General features: G+C 72.4%; 14 protein-coding genes. 8 read left to right on the forward strand and 6 right to left on the reverse strand.

Translation table 11 applies throughout. The features are described 5' to 3' along the window. Positions 1–123: 123 nt before the first annotated feature. Both E6R18_RS06860 and E6R18_RS06865 read right to left on the reverse strand, forming a co-directional pair. Positions 124–1,467: an SWF or SNF family helicase gene (locus E6R18_RS06860; RefSeq protein ID WP_136315950.1), complete on the reverse strand. Its 1,344-nt coding sequence runs from the start codon at positions 1,465–1,467 to the stop codon at positions 124–126. Further along, positions 1,464–4,352, reverse strand: coding sequence for a DEAD/DEAH box helicase (locus E6R18_RS06865; RefSeq protein ID WP_136315951.1), 2,889 nt, complete (start codon positions 4,350–4,352; stop codon positions 1,464–1,466). The genes E6R18_RS06860 and E6R18_RS06865 overlap by 4 nt, the downstream gene beginning before the upstream one ends. Positions 4,353–4,606: 254 nt before the next feature. Here E6R18_RS06865 and E6R18_RS06870 point away from each other — a divergent pair, with 254 nt between their 5' ends. The 3 genes from E6R18_RS06870 to E6R18_RS06880 all read left to right on the forward strand — a co-directional run bounded on the left by E6R18_RS06870 (position 4,607) and on the right by E6R18_RS06880 (position 6,492). Next, positions 4,607–5,641: an acyl-CoA desaturase gene (locus tag E6R18_RS06870; RefSeq protein ID WP_136315952.1), complete on the forward strand. Its 1,035-nt coding sequence runs from the start codon at positions 4,607–4,609 to the stop codon at positions 5,639–5,641. Between the two features lie 96 nt (positions 5,642–5,737). After that, positions 5,738–5,920 carry a hypothetical protein gene (locus E6R18_RS06875; RefSeq protein WP_136315953.1) on the forward strand — a complete coding sequence of 61 codons (183 nt, stop codon included), beginning with the start codon at positions 5,738–5,740 and terminating at the stop codon, positions 5,918–5,920. 41 nt (positions 5,921–5,961) lie between these two features. Continuing rightward, positions 5,962–6,492: an MOSC domain-containing protein gene (locus E6R18_RS06880; RefSeq protein ID WP_136316050.1), complete on the forward strand. Its 531-nt coding sequence runs from the start codon at positions 5,962–5,964 to the stop codon at positions 6,490–6,492. A gap of 10 nt (positions 6,493–6,502) precedes the next feature. Here the strand turns inward: E6R18_RS06880 and E6R18_RS06885 are convergent, their stop codons facing one another. Beyond that, positions 6,503–7,648: a hypothetical protein gene (locus E6R18_RS06885; RefSeq protein WP_136316051.1), complete on the reverse strand. Its 1,146-nt coding sequence runs from the start codon at positions 7,646–7,648 to the stop codon at positions 6,503–6,505. Positions 7,649–7,766: 118 nt separating this feature from the next. Then, entirely contained in the window at positions 7,767–8,075 is a 309-nt protein-coding gene (locus tag E6R18_RS06890) for a hypothetical protein (protein ID WP_136315954.1), read from the reverse strand. A 102-nt stretch (positions 8,076–8,177) separates the two neighbouring features. On the opposite strand from E6R18_RS06890, the gene E6R18_RS06895 reads away from it, so the two are divergent. Then, positions 8,178–9,080 carry an oxygenase MpaB family protein gene (locus E6R18_RS06895; RefSeq protein ID WP_136315955.1) on the forward strand — a complete coding sequence of 301 codons (903 nt, stop codon included), beginning with the start codon at positions 8,178–8,180 and terminating at the stop codon, positions 9,078–9,080. Between the two features lie 13 nt (positions 9,081–9,093). On the opposite strand, the gene E6R18_RS06900 is transcribed toward E6R18_RS06895, so the two are convergent. Next, positions 9,094–9,603, reverse strand: coding sequence for a MarR family winged helix-turn-helix transcriptional regulator (locus tag E6R18_RS06900; RefSeq protein ID WP_136315956.1), 510 nt, complete (start codon positions 9,601–9,603; stop codon positions 9,094–9,096). A gap of 90 nt (positions 9,604–9,693) precedes the next feature. Here E6R18_RS06900 and E6R18_RS06905 point away from each other — a divergent pair, with 90 nt between their 5' ends. After that, positions 9,694–11,805, forward strand: a complete 2,112-nt coding sequence (locus E6R18_RS06905; RefSeq protein ID WP_206308229.1) for an MMPL family transporter — start codon at positions 9,694–9,696, stop codon at positions 11,803–11,805. A gap of 64 nt (positions 11,806–11,869) precedes the next feature. Here E6R18_RS06905 and E6R18_RS06910 read toward each other — a convergent pair whose 3' ends face one another. Further along, positions 11,870–12,445: a TerD family protein gene (locus E6R18_RS06910; protein ID WP_136315958.1), complete on the reverse strand. Its 576-nt coding sequence runs from the start codon at positions 12,443–12,445 to the stop codon at positions 11,870–11,872. A 407-nt stretch (positions 12,446–12,852) separates the two neighbouring features. On the opposite strand from E6R18_RS06910, the gene E6R18_RS06915 reads away from it, so the two are divergent. The 3 genes from E6R18_RS06915 (at position 12,853) to E6R18_RS06925 (ending at position 16,059) form a co-directional block, all read left to right on the forward strand. Beyond that, positions 12,853–14,340 (forward strand): LCP family protein, encoded by a 1,488-nt coding sequence (locus tag E6R18_RS06915; RefSeq protein ID WP_240799613.1) that lies wholly within the window; start codon positions 12,853–12,855, stop codon positions 14,338–14,340. Between the two features lie 118 nt (positions 14,341–14,458). Continuing rightward, positions 14,459–14,872, forward strand: a complete 414-nt coding sequence (locus E6R18_RS06920) for a roadblock/LC7 domain-containing protein (RefSeq protein ID WP_136315959.1) — start codon at positions 14,459–14,461, stop codon at positions 14,870–14,872. 221 nt (positions 14,873–15,093) lie between these two features. Beyond that, on the forward strand, positions 15,094–16,059 hold the full coding sequence (locus tag E6R18_RS06925; protein ID WP_240799614.1) for a DUF6397 family protein: 966 nt from the start codon (positions 15,094–15,096) through the stop codon (positions 16,057–16,059). Positions 16,060–16,299 lie beyond the last annotated feature (240 nt).

Raw genomic sequence — 16,299 nt, forward strand, 5'->3', positions numbered from 1 at the left:
GGCCGAGCGATGTGCGGGCCCTACCGTACGGGCGCCGCACGGGTCGCGGAAGACGGCGGGAGCCCCAAATCCTGCCCATGGGCCGGGAGTTGAAGGGATGCCGCCCCTCGGTGCGTGTCCCCCTCAGAGGCCGCCGGCCTCCGCCCAGGCCGCCGCCGGATCGTCGTCGGCCGGACCCGCCGGGAACCACTGCCCGTTCTCCTTGCGGTACGGGTACCAGCGCCCGTCGGGGCCGTAGCGGAGCTGAAGGCCGCCGTCCACCGAGGTCCAGCGGTTGCGCTCGGCCCGCAGCCGGGGAGCCTCTTCCTCCTCCCACGCCTCGGCGAGCCGCGTCCTGGCCCGGGCCAGGACGGCGGGCTCCAGCACCCGGTCCTCGTCGAGCACGGCCAGGGCCGCCGCGCCGCCGGACCGCCAGGCGGCGACCGCGGCCGGCAGCCCGGCGCGCGTGCGCCCGGAGCCGGTCGCCAGCCGCTGCGTGATCCATGGCGCGGGGCGCGCCTCGGCGGCAAGCCGCACCGCGTCCTGCTGCGCGGTCAGCTCCGCTGCCGCAGGGCGTTGTCCGTGGCCCGGCGCCAGCGCGTCGGCCAGCATCCGGTGGGCCCGCGCCGCGCCGTCCGTCGCCAGCATCTCCAGCGCCGCCGGGTCCATGCCCGGCTCCGGATCGGTCTCCGTGTCCAGCGAGGGCGCCGGGCCCGGCGCGTCGGGAAGCCCGGGGGGCGGGGGCAGCGCGGGCAGGATGCCGGCCGCGGTGTACGCCTGCTGTGCCGGTACGCAAGGCACCTCCCCGCTCGCGGCCCGCGCCTCGTGCGCGGCCGCCGCGCCCGGCTCCCCGGCCACGGACGCGATCCGCTCCTGGAGCTCGTCCAGCAGCCGCCGCTCGCCGCGCCCCCGCATCAGCATCAGCACGAAGGGGTCCTGGTCCAGCAGCCGCGCCACTTGGTAGCAGAGGGCAGCGGTGTGCGGGCAGTGGTCCCACGCCTCGCACGTGCACTCCGGTTCGAGGTCGCCGATGCCCGGGAGCAGGTCCATCCCGGCCGCCGCCGCGTCCTCGACCAGATGCGGCGGCATCTCCCGGTCGAGCAGCGCCGCGATGTGCCCGGCCCGCTCGGCCGCCATGTCCAGGAACCGGTCCCACTCCTGCTCGTCCAGCTCCTGGAGCAGCACATCGCTGCGGTACGTGCTCCCGTCCCGCTCACGGACCACCGCCGTGATCCGCCCCGGCCGCACCGACACGGCGCCGACCAGGCCCTCCCGGGCGAACCGGCGCCCCTCCTTCAGCTGCCGGGCGTCCAGGGCGGTGTCCTCCAGCGCCTTCAGCCACGCCATCCCCCACCAGGAAGCGGCGAAACCGCGGCCGTGCGCCGGAGGCAGGGCGGCGAACGTGCGCTCCTGCGCGTACACCGCGTCCTCCCGCTCCTCGCCGTCGCCCCCGTCAAAGAAGGCGTCCGCCTCGTATCCGTCCCTCATCGAGTCCCCCCTCGAAGCTCCACCAGATCGGCCAGTTCCGCGTCGCTGAGCTCGGTCAGGGCGCTCTCCCCGGAGCCCAGCACCGCGTCCGCCAGCCCCTGCTTGCGGGCGAGCATGTCAGCGATCCGGTCCTCGATCGTGCCCTCGGCCATCAGCCGGTGCACCTGCACCGGCTGCGTCTGCCCGATGCGGTACGCGCGGTCGGTGGCCTGCGCCTCGACCGCCGGATTCCACCAGCGGTCGAAGTGCACCACATGGCCCGCCCGGGTCAGGTTGAGCCCCGTGCCCGCCGCCTTCAGCGACAACAGGAAGACGGGCTCCTCACCGGCCTGGAAGCGGTTCACCATGGCCTCGCGCGCCGCGACCGGTGTGCCGCCGTGCAGGAACTGGGTGCCGATCCCGCGCGCCGCGAGGTGCCGCTCCAGCAGCCGGGCCATCCCGACGTACTGGGTGAAGACGAGGACCCCGGCCCCCTCCGCCACGATGGTGTCCAGCAGCTCGTCGAGCAGTTCCAGCTTTCCGGAACGGCCCGCGATGCGCGGCTCCTCCTCCTTGAGGTACTGCGCCGGGTGGTTGCAGATCTGCTTGAGCGAGGTCAGCAGCTTCACCACGAGACCCCGCCGGGCCATGCCGTCGGCCCCGGAGATCGCCGCCAGCGTCTCCCGTACCACCGCCTCGTAGAGCCCCGCCTGTTCGGCCGTCAGCGACACCGCCCGGTCCGTCTCGGTCTTCGGGGGCAGCTCCGGGGCGATGCCGGGGTCGGACTTGCGCCGGCGCAGCAGGAACGGGCGCACCAGCGAGCCGAGCCGTTCTGCGGCCGCCGGGTCACCGCCCTCCACGGCGCGCGCGTACCGGGTCCGGAAGGTGCCGAGCCGCCCCAGCAGACCCGGGGTCGTCCAGTCGAGGATCGCCCACAGCTCGGACAGGTTGTTCTCCACCGGGGTGCCGGTCAGCGCCACGCGTGCCTTGGCGCCGATGGTGCGCAGGGCGCGGGCCGTCGCCGAGTACGGGTTCTTCACGTGCTGCGCCTCGTCCGCGACGACCATGCCCCACTCCGCGGCGGCGAGCTTCGGGGCGTCCAGCCGCATCGTCCCGTAGGTGGTGAGCACGAACCCGGACCCGGCCAGATCGTCCAGACCGCGGGAGGGGCCGTGGAAGCGGCGCACCGGGGTGCCCGGGGCGAACTTCTCGATCTCCCGCTGCCAGTTGCCCATCAGCGAGGTCGGGCAGACCACGAGAGTGGGCCCGGCGGCGCCTTCGATGGTCTGACGGTGCAGGTGCAGGGCGATCAGGGTGATGGTCTTGCCGAGCCCCATGTCGTCGGCGAGACAGCCGCCGAGTCCGAGCGAGGTCATGGTGTGCAGCCAGTTCAGACCGCGCAGCTGGTAGTCCCGCAGCGTCGCGGCGAGCGCGGCCGGCTGCGTGACCGCCGGCTCTCCGTCGCCGTTCTGCCCGGAGGCGGGGTCGGCGACCCGCTCGCGCAGCCGCTCCAGCCAGCCGGCCGCCCGGACCTCGACCCGCCGGCCGTCGACCTCCGCGGAACCGGTCAGGACCGCGCCGAGCGCGTCGATCGGGGCGACCTTGCGGTCCCGGGTCTCCCGCGCGCGGCGCGCTTCGTCGGGGTCGATCAGCACCCACTGGTCGCGCAGCCGCACCAGCGGCCGGCCCGCCTCGGCCAGCCGGTCGAGCTCTTCGCGGCTGAGTTTCTGGTCCCCGAGCGCGAACCACCAGTCGAAGGCCAGCAGGCCGTCGGAGGACAGCAGGGAAGCGGAGTCCGAGGCGGTGCGCGACAGCCGCCGGGGCGCGTCGCCGTCGTCCCCGCCGTCCGGCCCGATCACCGCGCCGGCCGTGAGCTTACGAGCGGTCAGCTCCCTGGGCCAGTGCACCTGGACGCCCGTCGCGGCGAGCGCCCGCGAGGCGGGCCCCAGCAACTCGGTGATCTCCTCGTCGGCAGGCTCCACCGCCTCGGGCACGGCCGCCGACAGCAGCGGGGTCAGGGGCGGCCAGGCCCGGGCGGCCCGACGCAGCGTCAGCAGCGCGTCCATGCGGGCCCGCGGGCCGAAGGCCGCCGCTGCCGGGCCGCCGCCCGCCCAGATCTCGGCGGCGTCGGCGACCACGGCCGGATCGCTGACGCTGTGGATCTGCGGAACCACCCGGAACGACGGCCCCACCGCCGATTCGCCGTCCCGGTCCAGGCCCGACACCTCCACGCGCAGCGACAGCCGTACGCCCGCGTCATGGCCGGCCGCGACGTCGGCGGCCCACGCGCGATGGGCGGGTACGTGCTGCGGTGCCCACGCGGTGAACGCGGGACCGCCCGCGGCGAGGGACGCGGCGGGGGTCCGGGGCAGGCAGTCGGCGACCGCGTCGATAAACGCCCGTACCAGCCACTCCGGTTCGGGCAGGAGCAGCGGCCGGGCGGTCGCGTCCAGGGGAACCGCGTGGGCCGTGGGCGGCATGGACGCGGCCAGGGTGCGGATGCGGGTCCGGTCGTCTGCCGTCAGGGGGCCGGCCCGCCAGGTGTCGTGGTCCGTCGCGCTCAGCCCCGGCAGAAGCAGGCCCCGGGCGGCGAACTGGAGGGCCAGCAGCCCTGCCGCGCCCCAGAACGCCATCGACGCGGACGCCTCGGCCGCCGCCCGCGCACGCGTCAGCACGGGGAGCGCGTCACGTACCGGCAGCAGGCGGGCCGGCACCTCGTGGGGCAGGCCGTCGGCACCGGCCACGGTCAGCTCCCCGGCCTCGCCGGGACCGTCGGGCGGGCTGCTGCAGTCGGGGCGCCAGAAGGCGAACTGGCCGGTACGGGAGGGGTCCGAGGGCAGGAAGGCCACGGAACAGCCGGTGAGCGCGGAGATCTCGGAGGGCGAAGCGGCGGGGAGGCTGTGCACAGCGATGTCAGAGTCCTCAAATTTGACTAGTCGGCTGAGGTCGCCGAGGGTACCCCAACGATGACGGCGAAGGGCCATCCAGGCATGTGATCCACGCCACTTACGCGCCCTGGCAGGGGCTACCCGGTGCAGTCGGCCCCCGCCCCGGTGAGGGGGCTGGCCCCCGCACACCCCGGGTGGTGGCGCCATGGTTCCCGCACCCCTTGGAACCGTACGTTTTGTGAGGTCAGAGCGGATTCGAGACCGGAGACATCATGCCCCAGGCCGCCATGGCCGTCGCGGAACGCAGCCGCGACGGCGCCGGAAGTGACTTCGCGCCCCTGCTGCGCACCATCAAGGGGCGAGGACTCCTGGAACGGCGCACCGGCTGGTACGCGGCAGGCATCGCCGTCAACCTGCTCGCCCTGGCCGCCGTGCTCACCGGCGTCGTCCTCCTGGGCAATACCTGGTGGGTCCTGCTGCTCACCCTGCCCCTCGCGATCGTCTGGTCCCGCACCGCGTTCGTCGGGCACGACGCGGGACACGCCCAGATAACCGGCGACCGCCGGGCGAGCCGCGCCATCGGCCTGGTCCACGCCAACCTGCTGCTCGGCATGAACGAGGCGTGGTGGAACGACAAGCACGTACGCCACCACGCCAACCCGAACCACGTCGACAAGGACCCGGACGTCGGCGTGGGAGCCCTCGTCTGGACCCAGAAGCAGGCCGCCCAGCGCGAGGGCTTCGCCCGCTGGCTCACCCGCAACCAGGCCCGCCTGTTCTTCCCGATGCTGCTCCTCGAAGGCATCGCGCTGAAGATCTCCGGCTTCCAGTACCTGCGCCGGCAGCCCGTACGGGAGCGGGCCCTCTCCGCCCTGCTGCTGACCGCGCACCTCGGCCTCTACGCCGCCCTGCTCCTCACCGTCATGTCCCCGGGGAAGGCCGTCGTCTTCGCGCTCGTGCACCACGCGCTCTTCGGGCTCCACCTCGGCATGGCCTTCGCCCCGAACCACAAGGGCATGGAGATGCCCGACCCCGACGGCGACCGCTGGGACCACCTGCGGCGCCAGGTCCTCACCTCACGCAACGTGCGCGGCGCGGTCCTCACCGACTGGTTCCTCGGCGGCCTCAACTACCAGATCGAGCACCATCTCTTCCCGAGCATGCCCCGCCCGCACCTGCGCCTGGCGCAGCCCCTGGTCAGGGCCCACTGCGAGGCGCTCGGCCTGCCGTACGCGGAAACCGGACTCATCGAGTCCTACCGGCAGGCGCTCGCCCACATGCACGAGGTCGGCGCGCCGCTGCGATGACCGGGCGCGACGCGTACGCGGCAGCTGGAACCGATGAGCACGCACAGGCGTTCTCACAGCAGAGGCGGCCACTTGGCCGCGAAGGAGGCACGGGCGATGTCGAACAGCGCAAAGGTAGCCATCGGGGGAGTCGTCGTCGCAGTCGTCCTGATGCCGTTCATCGGGTTCTGGCTGTCCCTGCTGGTGCTCATCGGGGTCCCCACGCTCGCCTATCTGGCACTGGACCCGTCCCAGCGCCGCAGGCTCCGTAGGATCACGCGCAAGGAGATCGGCCGCTGAGAGCCGGCCGCTGAGAGGGGGTTCCCGCCGTGAGTGGCACCATCACCGTCGTGAGCAGCAATGAGACCTACACCTTCACCAAGCCGAACCGCGAGAGCGTGACGCTGCTGGCCGGCCTGGGAGTGGACGGGGACGTGCACTCCGGAGTGACGGTCAAACACCGGTCCAGGGTCGCCCAGGACCCCACGCAGCCCAATCTCCGTCAGGTCCACCTCATGCACGAGGAGCTCTTCGACGAACTGCGCACGGCCGGCTTCGAGGTGGCCCCGGGCGACCTCGGGGAGAACATCACCACCCGCGGCATCGACCTCCTCGCCCTGCCCGTCGGCACCCTGCTGCACCTCGGCGACGAGGCGGTCGTCGAGGTCACCGGGCTGCGCAACCCCTGCCTTCAGATCGACAACTTCCAAAACGGCCTCCTCAAGCAGGTCGTCGGCAGGGACGAGGAGGGCAATGTGGTCCGCAAGGCCGGGATCATGAGCGTGGTCGCGGTGGGCGGCGTGGTCAGGCCCGGCGACCCGGTCGAGGCCGAGCTTCCCGCCGGGCCCCACCGCCCGCTGGAGCGCGTCTGACCGCTGACGGTCAGGACGGGCGTACGGCCAGCGCGTCCAGGTCCTTGAGGAGCCCCGGCAGTTCCGTGCCGCGCCCCACCGGCAGGACCTCGCCCGGCACCTCGTCCAGCAGTACGAACGCGATGTCGTCGGTCCTGGCCACCATCGACCAGCCGGGCCCGTCGGCCCGTATCATCCGCGCGTCCCCGGGCGCGAAGGAAGAGCGGACGCGGCCGGGCGGCGGCGGCTCGTCCACATAGGCCCGCGCCTCGGCCAGGGCCCTGCGTATGCCGGGGTGACGCGGTCCGGAGGCGGGGGCCTCGCCGGTCTCCACCGCGTCGGGAGCCGCCCCGGGGGCGTCCTCGGGCTCGGTGGCGGACTTGTTGGCGGTGGCCTTGTCGTCGGTGGCGGTCCCGGTCGCTGTGGCGGTCCCGGTCGCGGTGTCGGCGTCGGACGCGGTCCTGGCCGGGATCCCGCCCTTGGCCTCTGGCCCGGCGTCAGCCTCTGGCCCGGCGTCAGCCTCCGGCCCGGCGTCAGCCTCTGGCCCGGCGTCAGCCTCCGCCCCGGTCTCCGTCTCCGTCCCGGCCTCGGCAGGCGCGTCGCTCTCGTCGTCCTGTGCGCCCTCCGTGCCCGTCGCGCTTCGGCCGTTCGCCGGGGCGAACGCCGTCGCGTCGTCGATCTGGTCGCGCCATTGCGCCCACTGCGAGGCGATCGCGTCCGCGCCCATGCGGCGCTGCGCGGGCCCCCACTCATCGGTGTCCGGCGGGGTCAGTGGTGCCAGCTCCTCGCCGTCCGCGTCCGCGTCCGGGTCGGGCGCCGGGTCGTGCGGGGCGGCCACCCCTGGGGCGGCCACGGCGACGGCGAGGGGCCAGCCGGGGAGCGCGCAGACCACCGAGCGGTCGTCCGGCGACAGGTCGTACTCCATGCCGCAGTCCCAGGACGCGATCGCCACCGCCACCAGCGACACGTCGTCGATGACGACGGTCCACCGGGCGCCGTCCCCGTCCTGGCCCATGACGAGCCCGTACCCCTCGGCGTACGGCTCCAGCCGCAGCGCCGCGCACGCCGCCGGATAGTCGTCGCCGAGCACGCCGGGGAACTGCGCGGGGGTCAGCAGGACAGCGGTCAGCACATACAGAGCGTCGTTGTCGGCGACTGTGTCGTCCGTCCCGGCCACTGCATCCTCCTCGTCCGTCATGGATTTCCGTCGGCGCACCTTAACCAGTGGGTAACCCCCTAGTCGAGGCCCTGACAAGGCAGGACGACCCGCTCGGCGTGCCCCCGCGGCGCCCGCCTCAGCCGTCGGTCAGGCCGAGCAGCTCACGCGCCACCGCCTGCGGTGATTCGTCCCGCTCGCGGGCGAGCGCGATGAGCGCCCGGCAGGCCAGCTCACTGACGCCGAAGGAGAGCTGCTCCGGCGACACCCAGCCGCTCGCCTCGTCCATCCGTTCCTCGTCGTCATCGGCCGACGCCGCGACGAAGACGGCCGCCGCCTCGAAGAGGTTGTGCTGCCGGCGTCCGGGCGCCGGCGGGGCCGCGGCCGTGCGGCGGCCTCTGCGGCCCGGGGTCACGGCTCTGCGCAGGACGCCGAATATCTCGGTCATGGGGGAACCGCCTTCCGTCAACGCGCGTGCGTCGCGCGTACTCACCGTCCTGCCCTCGGACGTACGCTGGAACACTCGACCTGGACAATGGGGGGCGGTGCGGTGAAGCGTTACGACCGGCTGAAGGAGATCCAACGCCTCGATCCCGAGGGGGACTTCCTCGAAATCTATCGAATCACCGCGACCTACGAGTTCCCCTGGGACATCACCCGAGCCCTCGAACTCGCCCTGTACCGCACCTACGCCGTCCCCAGCATCGGCCGACTGCTCGCCGAGACCGCCGAACTGACGAGCCGTTCGCAGAAGCGGTACGACGACACCGCGCTGCTCCTGGACACCGTCGTGGAGCACGGCTTCGACAGCGATCCGGGACGCACCGCCCTGCGCCGTATCAACCGGATGCACGCCGCCTACGACATCAGCAACGACGACATGCGCTACGTCCTGTGCACCTTCGTCGTCACCCCGAAGCGCTGGCTCGACGCCTACGGCTGGCGCCGGCTCTGCGACCACGAGTTGCGGGCGTGCGCCGCGTACTACCGGATGCTCGGCGCACGCATGGGCATCAAGGGTCTGCCGCAGACGTACGAGGACTTCGAGCGCACCCTCGACACCTACGAGGACGCCCACTTCGGCTGGGACGAAGGCGCGCGTGCGGTGTCCGACGCCACGCTGGACCTGATGGCATCCTGGTATCCACGCCCCCTCGCGCCGCTCGTACGGGGCGCGAGCCTCGCGCTCCTGGACGACTCGCTGCTGCGTGCCTTCCGCTACGAGCGGCCGGCTTCGGTGGCCCGCGGCCTCACCCGGGGCGCGTTGCGCCTGAGGGCCCGCGCCGTCCGCCTCCTGCCGCCGCGCAGCAGACCGCACTACGCCCGGCAGAACCCGGAGATCAAGGGATACCCGCAGGGATACGAGGTCGCCGCGCTCGGCACGTTCCCCACTCCGGGTGCCGGCGGCTGCCCGGTCCGGGACCTCGCCGCACCGGAGGCCCGGCCGGAGTGAGGGCGTTGCCCTCCTACGGCAGGGGCCCGGCGCGGCGCAACTGCCCCAGCTCGACGTTCATGGCGTGCAGGAACCTGACCACGACCAGCAGTTCGTCCTCGTCGAACTGCTTACGGGCCGCGTCCGTGCCCGCCGCCAGCGGCTGGAAGAAATCGCGGGCGACACGTTTCGCCGCAGCCGCGTAGTGAAGATGCACCACCCGCCGGTCGCCGCTGTCCCGTACCCGCCGGATGTGCCCCGCACGCTCCAGCCGGTCGAGACACGCCGTCACCGCGCCCGAGGTGAGATCCAGCTGCTCGCGCAGTCGCCCAGGCGTCATGGCCGGTCCCCCCTCGCCGCGGTCCGCGTCCAGGATGGCGACCAGGGCCTGCACATCCGTCGGGTGCAGGCCCTGGGCCTGGGCGAACTCATGCGTGATGCGGTTGAACTCGCTGTTCATACGGCGCAGCAGCACAGCGAACGACTGGAGGCCCGTGGGCCCGCCGTCCGTGCCTCTGTCCGGGCTCTCGTCTGCGGTGCGCATGCCCCTACAGTAATATCTCTCGATCATTGAGATAATGAATGGCCGAGATACATTCGGGATGTCTGTCCCGCGTCGACCCCTGGGGAAGCAATGAAGCCCGCACCGAGGCACCGTCTCCTTCGATGGCTCGTGCCCGTAGCGCTGCTCGTCGTCTGGCTCGGCATCGGAGGCGCCCTCGGCCCCTTCGCCGGGAAGCTCGGCGAGGTGGCGACGAACGACCGGGCGGCCTTCTTGCCGCGCAGCGCCGAGTCGACCAAGGTCGCCGACGAGCAGAAGGCGTTCCAGCGGTCCGGGACCGTACCCGCGATCGTCGTGTGGACGGCCGGGCAGGACGGGCTGCCGAGCGGCGCCCGGGCGTCGGCGACCCGGGCGCTCGCCTCACTGTCCGGGAAACCCGGCGTGGTCGGCGCGCCCTCGCCCGCGCTGCCGTCCGACGACGGAAAGGCCCTGTCGGGTGTCGTGCAACTGCGCTCCGACCTGGGCGACGAACTGCCGGACACCCTGGACCGGGTGCGTGACGCGGCCGATGAGGTGACCGGCACGACCGCCGAGATCGCCGGGCCCGCCGCCACCCAGGCCGACCTCAAGGACGCGTTCGCGGGAATCGACGGGCTGCTGCTGGGGGTCGCGCTGGCCGCCGTGCTGGTGATTCTGCTCCTCGTCTACCGCAGTGTGCTGCTGCCCTTCCTGATCATCATCAGTGCCGTCTTCGCCCTCGCGCTCGCCTGCGCCGTCGTCTACCTCCTCGCCGACCACGACGTGGTCCTCGTGGACGGCCAGGTCCAGGGCATCCTGTCGATCCTGGTGATCGGGGCGGCTACCGACTACGCCCTCCTCCTCACCGCGCGTTTCCGGGAGGAACTGGCAGTCCACGGCGACCGGACGACCGCTGCCCTCGCCGCGCTCCGCCGCTCCTTCGGGGCGATCAGCGCGAGCGCCGCCACCGTCGCGCTCGGACTCCTCGCGCTGCTGCTGAGCGACCTGACGAACAACCGGGCGCTGGGGCCCGTGGGCGCCATCGGGATCGTCTGCGCGGTGCTGAGCACGATGACGTTCCTCCCCGCCGTGCTGGTGCTGTGCGGACGGGCCGCGTACTGGCCGGCCAAGCCGCGCCCCGCCGACGAGGCGGCCGGCGGGCACGGCGTCTGGCGCCGGATCGCCGCCCGCGTCGACGGCTCCCCGCGCAAGGTGTGGCTCTCCTGTGCGGTGGTCCTGGTCGCCTGCGCCGCGTTCGCGCCCACCCTGAAGTCCCAGGGCGTCCCGCTGGACGAGATCTTCGTGAACGACGCCCCGTCAGTCTCCGCCCAGGCCACGCTCGGCAAGCACTTCCCGGGCGGCTCGGGCAACCCGGCCGTCGTCGTCGCGGCGGCCGGCCGGGCCGGTGAGGTGACCGCGGCCGCCGAGGCGACACCCGGGGTCTCCTCCGCCGCGCCCGTCACGGCGTCGGGCCGGCCCGGCGGGGGCAAGCCGCTCGTGGTGGACGGGCGGGTGCGCATCGATGCGACCCTGGACGCCGCCGCGGACAGCGATGCCGCGACGGCGACCGTCAAGCGCCTGCGTACCGCCGTGCACGACGTGCCCGGGGCGGACGCGCTCGTCGGCGGCTACACGGCCCAGCAGTACGACACCCAGCGCACGGCCGAGCGCGACCGCGGCATCATCGTGCCGGTGGTGCTCGTGATCATTCTGCTGATCCTGATGGGCCTGCTGAGGTCCGTCCTGGTCCCGGTCCTGCTGGTGGCCACCGTGGGCCTCAACTTCCTCGCGACCCTGGGCGTCTCGGCCCTGGTCTTCAAGCACGCCTTCGGCTTCAGCGGTACAGACGCCTCGGTGCCCCTGTACGGGTTCGTGTTCCTGGTGGCCCTCGGCGTCGACTACAACATCTTCCTGATGTCACGGGTCCGCGAGGAGGCGCTGCGACACGGGGCGCGGCAGGGCATGCTCCGCGGCCTGGTCAGCACCGGCGGGGTCATCACATCGGCGGGCGTGGTGCTGGCCGCCACCTTCGCCGCGCTGATCGTGATCCCGCTCGCGTTCCTCGCCCAGATCGCGTTCATCGTGGCCTTCGGCGTCCTGCTGGACACGCTGGTGGTGCGGTCGCTGCTGGCCCCGGCGCTCGTCGTGGACATCGGCCCCAAGGCGTGGTGGCCGAGCGCCATCAGCCGTACCGCGCGGGAGGCGGAGCCGTCGGCCTCCGTGTGACGGCCGCGGACGGAACGGCCCGGTCACCGCTGAAGCGGAGCCGGGCCGGTGGGGTCGGCGGACCTCAGACGTTGACTCCGTAGTCGGACGCGATGCCCGCCAGACCGGAGGCGTAACCCTGGCCGACCGCACGGAACTTCCATTCGCTGCCGTGCCGGTAGAGCTCGCCGAACACCATGGCGGTCTCCGTCGACGCGTCCTCGCTGAGGTCGTAGCGTGCGAGTTCCACGCCGTTGGCCTGGTTCACCACGCGGATGAACGCGTTGCGCACCTGGCCGAAACTCTGCCCCCGGCTCTGCGCGTCGTGGATGGAGACCGGGAAGACTATCTTCGCGACGTCGGCCGGGACCGCCGAGAGGTCCACGTTGATGGACTCGTCGTCGCCCTCGCCCTCACCCGTCAGGTTGTCACCGGTGTGCTGAACGGAACCGTCCGGGCTGTTGAGGTTGTTGTAGAAGACGAAGTGCAGGTCGGAGAGGACCTTGCCGTGGTCCGCGCACAGCAGTGCACTGGCGTCGAGGTCATGGTCGGCACCGGTCGTCGTCCGTACGTCCCAGCCCAGGCCGACCGTCACCGCGGTCAGGCCGGGCGCCTCCTTCGACAAGGAGACGTTGCCGCCCTTGGCCAGGGTCACACCCATGAACTTCCTCCAATGATCCAGTGGTTCACCGGCCGCCGCTCGCGCGCTCGCGGCCGGCGACGGTCCGGCCGCCGCCGAGGAGGCGGCGGCCCCGCCCTTACTCTTCACGATTCGAGAGGATTTGCCCAGGGCGCGGGCGGGGTCCGGCCCGCTTCTTCGGCCGGCCCGGTGAACGGGAGCGCTCTTCTTCCGCTCTCTCCTGGTGTCTTCCGGTCAATGTTTCCGGTGTCCGTGTGGGGACAGGGGATCGGATTGACGATGGAGACGCCTCACGGCGCTGTACGACAAACACTTCACGACAGAGCTTTACGACAGAGCTTCACGACTTTGACAACGCACAACTGCACGACCGTGCCGGTGCCGCCCACAGGCCGCCCCGCACGTCAGCCGGACGAACGGGGTGGCCCATGACAAGCAGGCGCAAAGAGACAGGGGCGGGGGGCAGGGGGAGCCGGCTGCGGCGGACGGCGGTATCCGCCCTGTCCTTCCTCGTCCTGCTGGTCGCCGGCGTCGGCTGGGGATATCTGAAACTGACCGGCAACATCGACACGTTCAGCGCCGACGGCGTCTCCGGTGACCGGCCACCGGGCACGTCCGGAGGGCAGAACGTCCTCGTCATCGGCTCGGACACCCGCTCCGGAGACAACAGCGGACTCGGCGGCGGCACGGGCGCGGTCGGCCGCTCCGACACGGTGTTCCTCCTGCACGTCTACGCCGACCGCAAACACGCCGTGGCCGTATCCGTCCCGCGCGACGCCATGGTCGACATCCCGGCCTGCCGGAAGCCCGACGGCAGCTGGACGACCCCGCAGCACCACAGCCAGTTCAACGGGGCGTTCTCGGTGGGGGAGACGACCGAGGGCAACCCCGCCTGCACCCAGAACACCGTCGAACACCTCACAGGACTGCGCGTCGACCACACGGTCGTGATCGACTTCGCGGGTTTCTCCGCACTCACCTCGGCGGTCGGCGGGGTACAGGTCTGCCTGCCGCAGGACGTGTACCAACGGGACCTGAACCCGAAGCGGGCCACCCAGGGCTCACGGGTCTTCGCCAAGGGCCCGCAGAAGGTGTCCGGACAGCGCGCCCTCGACTACGTCCGGCTGCGGCACGGCATCGGCGACGGCTCCGACATAGGGCGGATCAAGAGGCAGCAGGCATTCGTCGGCTCCCTGGTGAAGGAGATCAAGTCCCGCGGCATGAACCCCACCACCCTGCTGCCGCTGGCCAATGCCGCGACCGATGCGATGACCGTCGACCCCGGGCTCGGATCGGCCGACAAACTGCTCTCCTTCGCCCTGTCGCTGAAGGGCGTCGACCTGCACAACACCAAGTTCGTCACCGTGCCCTGGCGCTATGAGGGCGCCCGCGTCGCCGTCGTGGAACCGGACGCCGACGAGTTGTGGGCCGCACTGAAGGCCGACCGTACGCTCGACGGCAAGGAGACCAAGGGGGGCAGGGCAGGGTCCGTTGCCTCACCCGAGGCAGCGCAGTCGCAGCCCCCGGTATCCGGTACGGGCATCGACGTCGCCGTCTACAACGGCACCACGGTGACCGGCCTCGCGGCCCGGGCGGCCGGTCTCCTGCGCACGCACGACTTCACCGTCACCGGTACGGCCACCGCGCAGGACCAGGACCGCTCCCGCACCGTCGTCGCCTACGGCCCCGGCCTGCGCGACGAGGCCCGCACGACGGCCAGGCTCTTCCCGGGTGCGCGGATCACGCAGTCCGACGACGCCGGAATCCAGCTGATCGTCGGACAGGACTACGCGGACAGCCCGTCGCCCGCACCGGAGGCCGCGACCGCCGCTCCGGCGTCCGGCGTACCGGCCGACGTCGCCGACACGGCCCGCTCGGCCGACGACGATCCGTGCGAGGACCTGTCCTACGGGTGAGGCCCGGCGGCTGCTTCCGGACCGGTGTGCCGAGTGGGGTGCTTGCCCGTACGTGACCTGTGCGCAAGGCTTGCACACAAGCGAGGCACGGGGAACGCGTGAACGGGGAGGAAACAGAATGGCGCTGGACAGGGAACTCGACTGGCTCCTTGACGATCTCACCAAGCGGGTCGAGCACATACGGCACGCCCTGGTCCTTTCGAACGACGGCCTGGTGACCGGTGCGAGCGCCGGACTGGCGCGGGAGGACGCCGAACACCTGGCGGCCGTCTCGTCCGGGCTGCACAGCCTCGCCCGTGGTTCGGGACGGCACTTCCGTGCCGGAAAGGCCCGGCAGACCATGGTGGAGTTCGACGAGGCACTGCTCTTCGTGACGGCGGCCGGCGACGGCAGCTGTCTGTGCGTACTGAGCGAGGCGGAGGCGGACGTGGGTCAGGTGGCCTACGAGATGACCCTCCTGGTCAACCGGGTGGGAGAGCACCTCGCCGTGTCGTCGCGACAGGGCGGAACCGGGGGCATCAACCGGATCTGACGGTCTCCACCCGGCACTGCCGCGGGGCCTGTGGAGTTATCCACAGGCCCCGCGGCAGTTGACTTTCCCGGACTACCCTGGTTACAGAGAGTATCCAAGTCTCACGGGGGAGAGTCACCATGTCGACAACAAAGATGCCCGTAACCCGTCCATTCGCGGAGGAAGCCCGCGAGGCGGGGGCACCGACAGTGGGCACGTCGCGTTACGACAGTGCTCGAACGATGGCCGCCGGCCGGGCCGCGACGGAACTCGGGCTCAAGCGCGGCGAGTTCGATGTGGCGGTGTACCTGGGCGCGGTCAGGGTGACGAGAGGTCCGGACGGTGTGCGCCCCAGGGTCCACCAGGAGGAGATGGACCGCCTCCGGGCCCAGGACGGCTTCCCCGGCGCGCTGCGGGAGCGGGTGCGCACGGCGGGGACGGCGGAGGGGGCGGAGCTGCTCGGGATCAGCCCGCTCCGCTTCACCCGGCTGGCCAGGGCCGGCTGCGTCACACCCGTCGCCTTCTACCTCAACCGCTACCGGGCGGTCGTATGGGTCTACCTCGCCCAGGAGTTGCGAGCGCTGGCGGCCCGGTCGCCCGAACTCCTGGTGGGCAACAGTCCGCCCTGGATGCGCGAGCTGCTGGCTGCCGGGGGCGACTGCCGTCCCCGCAACTGGCGCTCGCGCAGGATCGAACGCCTGCTGTCCCTCACCGAGGATCCCTGGGCGCGTGCGGCGATCGTGGCGCAGGGGCTGGACCCGGTCCAGCTGGCGGAGGTGGTCGACGACCCCTACGAGCGGGCGTACTTCGTCAGGCTCGGGCCGGGAACGGTATTCGGCCGCAGAGGGACGGTCGCCGGGCGGGAAGCGATGGCCCGGCTGATGCCGGCGGACGAACCGGACGAGATCCTCTGGCGCCGGATCAGCCTGCTCACGGAACTGGAAGCCGCCCGCGAACTCCGCCCCGCCCCAAGGCCGGGCGAGGAGCCGGTGCCGTCCTCGCAGGCGGCCGTGCCCGTCGCCCCGGGCGTGCCCGCTGCGGCGGCCGCCCCCGAAGCACCGGCCACGCCCGGGCGCCCGGTGCGCGTCGGCGGCCCGGGAGGGCTCCTGGCGCGGCTTCGGCTGCGCAGGGCCGGGGGAGTGGGGCTGCGGCGCCACCGGCGAGGTGCGTCGCCCGGGGTGAAGCGGCCCGCCGGACGCCCCGGATAAGCGCTGGTGAACGCGCGGGCGGACAGGCATTCTTTGCGTCATATCGGTCAGGGAAGCCACGATCGAGGACTGGGCGGGGACGACGGCGCGGGGACGAGGGCGGTGCCGGACGGCCGGCCGCGGCGTGATCGGTACGGTCCGGCGCCGGGCGCTCACTTCACGCCACCGCACGGCGGACCCCTCGCGCGGCTCGGTGTCCGGCATGTCCCAACCGGCGACGGTGTGAGGGTTGTTGTGACA

The sequence above is a fragment of the Streptomyces sp. A1277 genome (assembly GCF_004795015.1).
Lineage (GTDB): Bacteria > Actinomycetota > Actinomycetes > Streptomycetales > Streptomycetaceae > Streptomyces.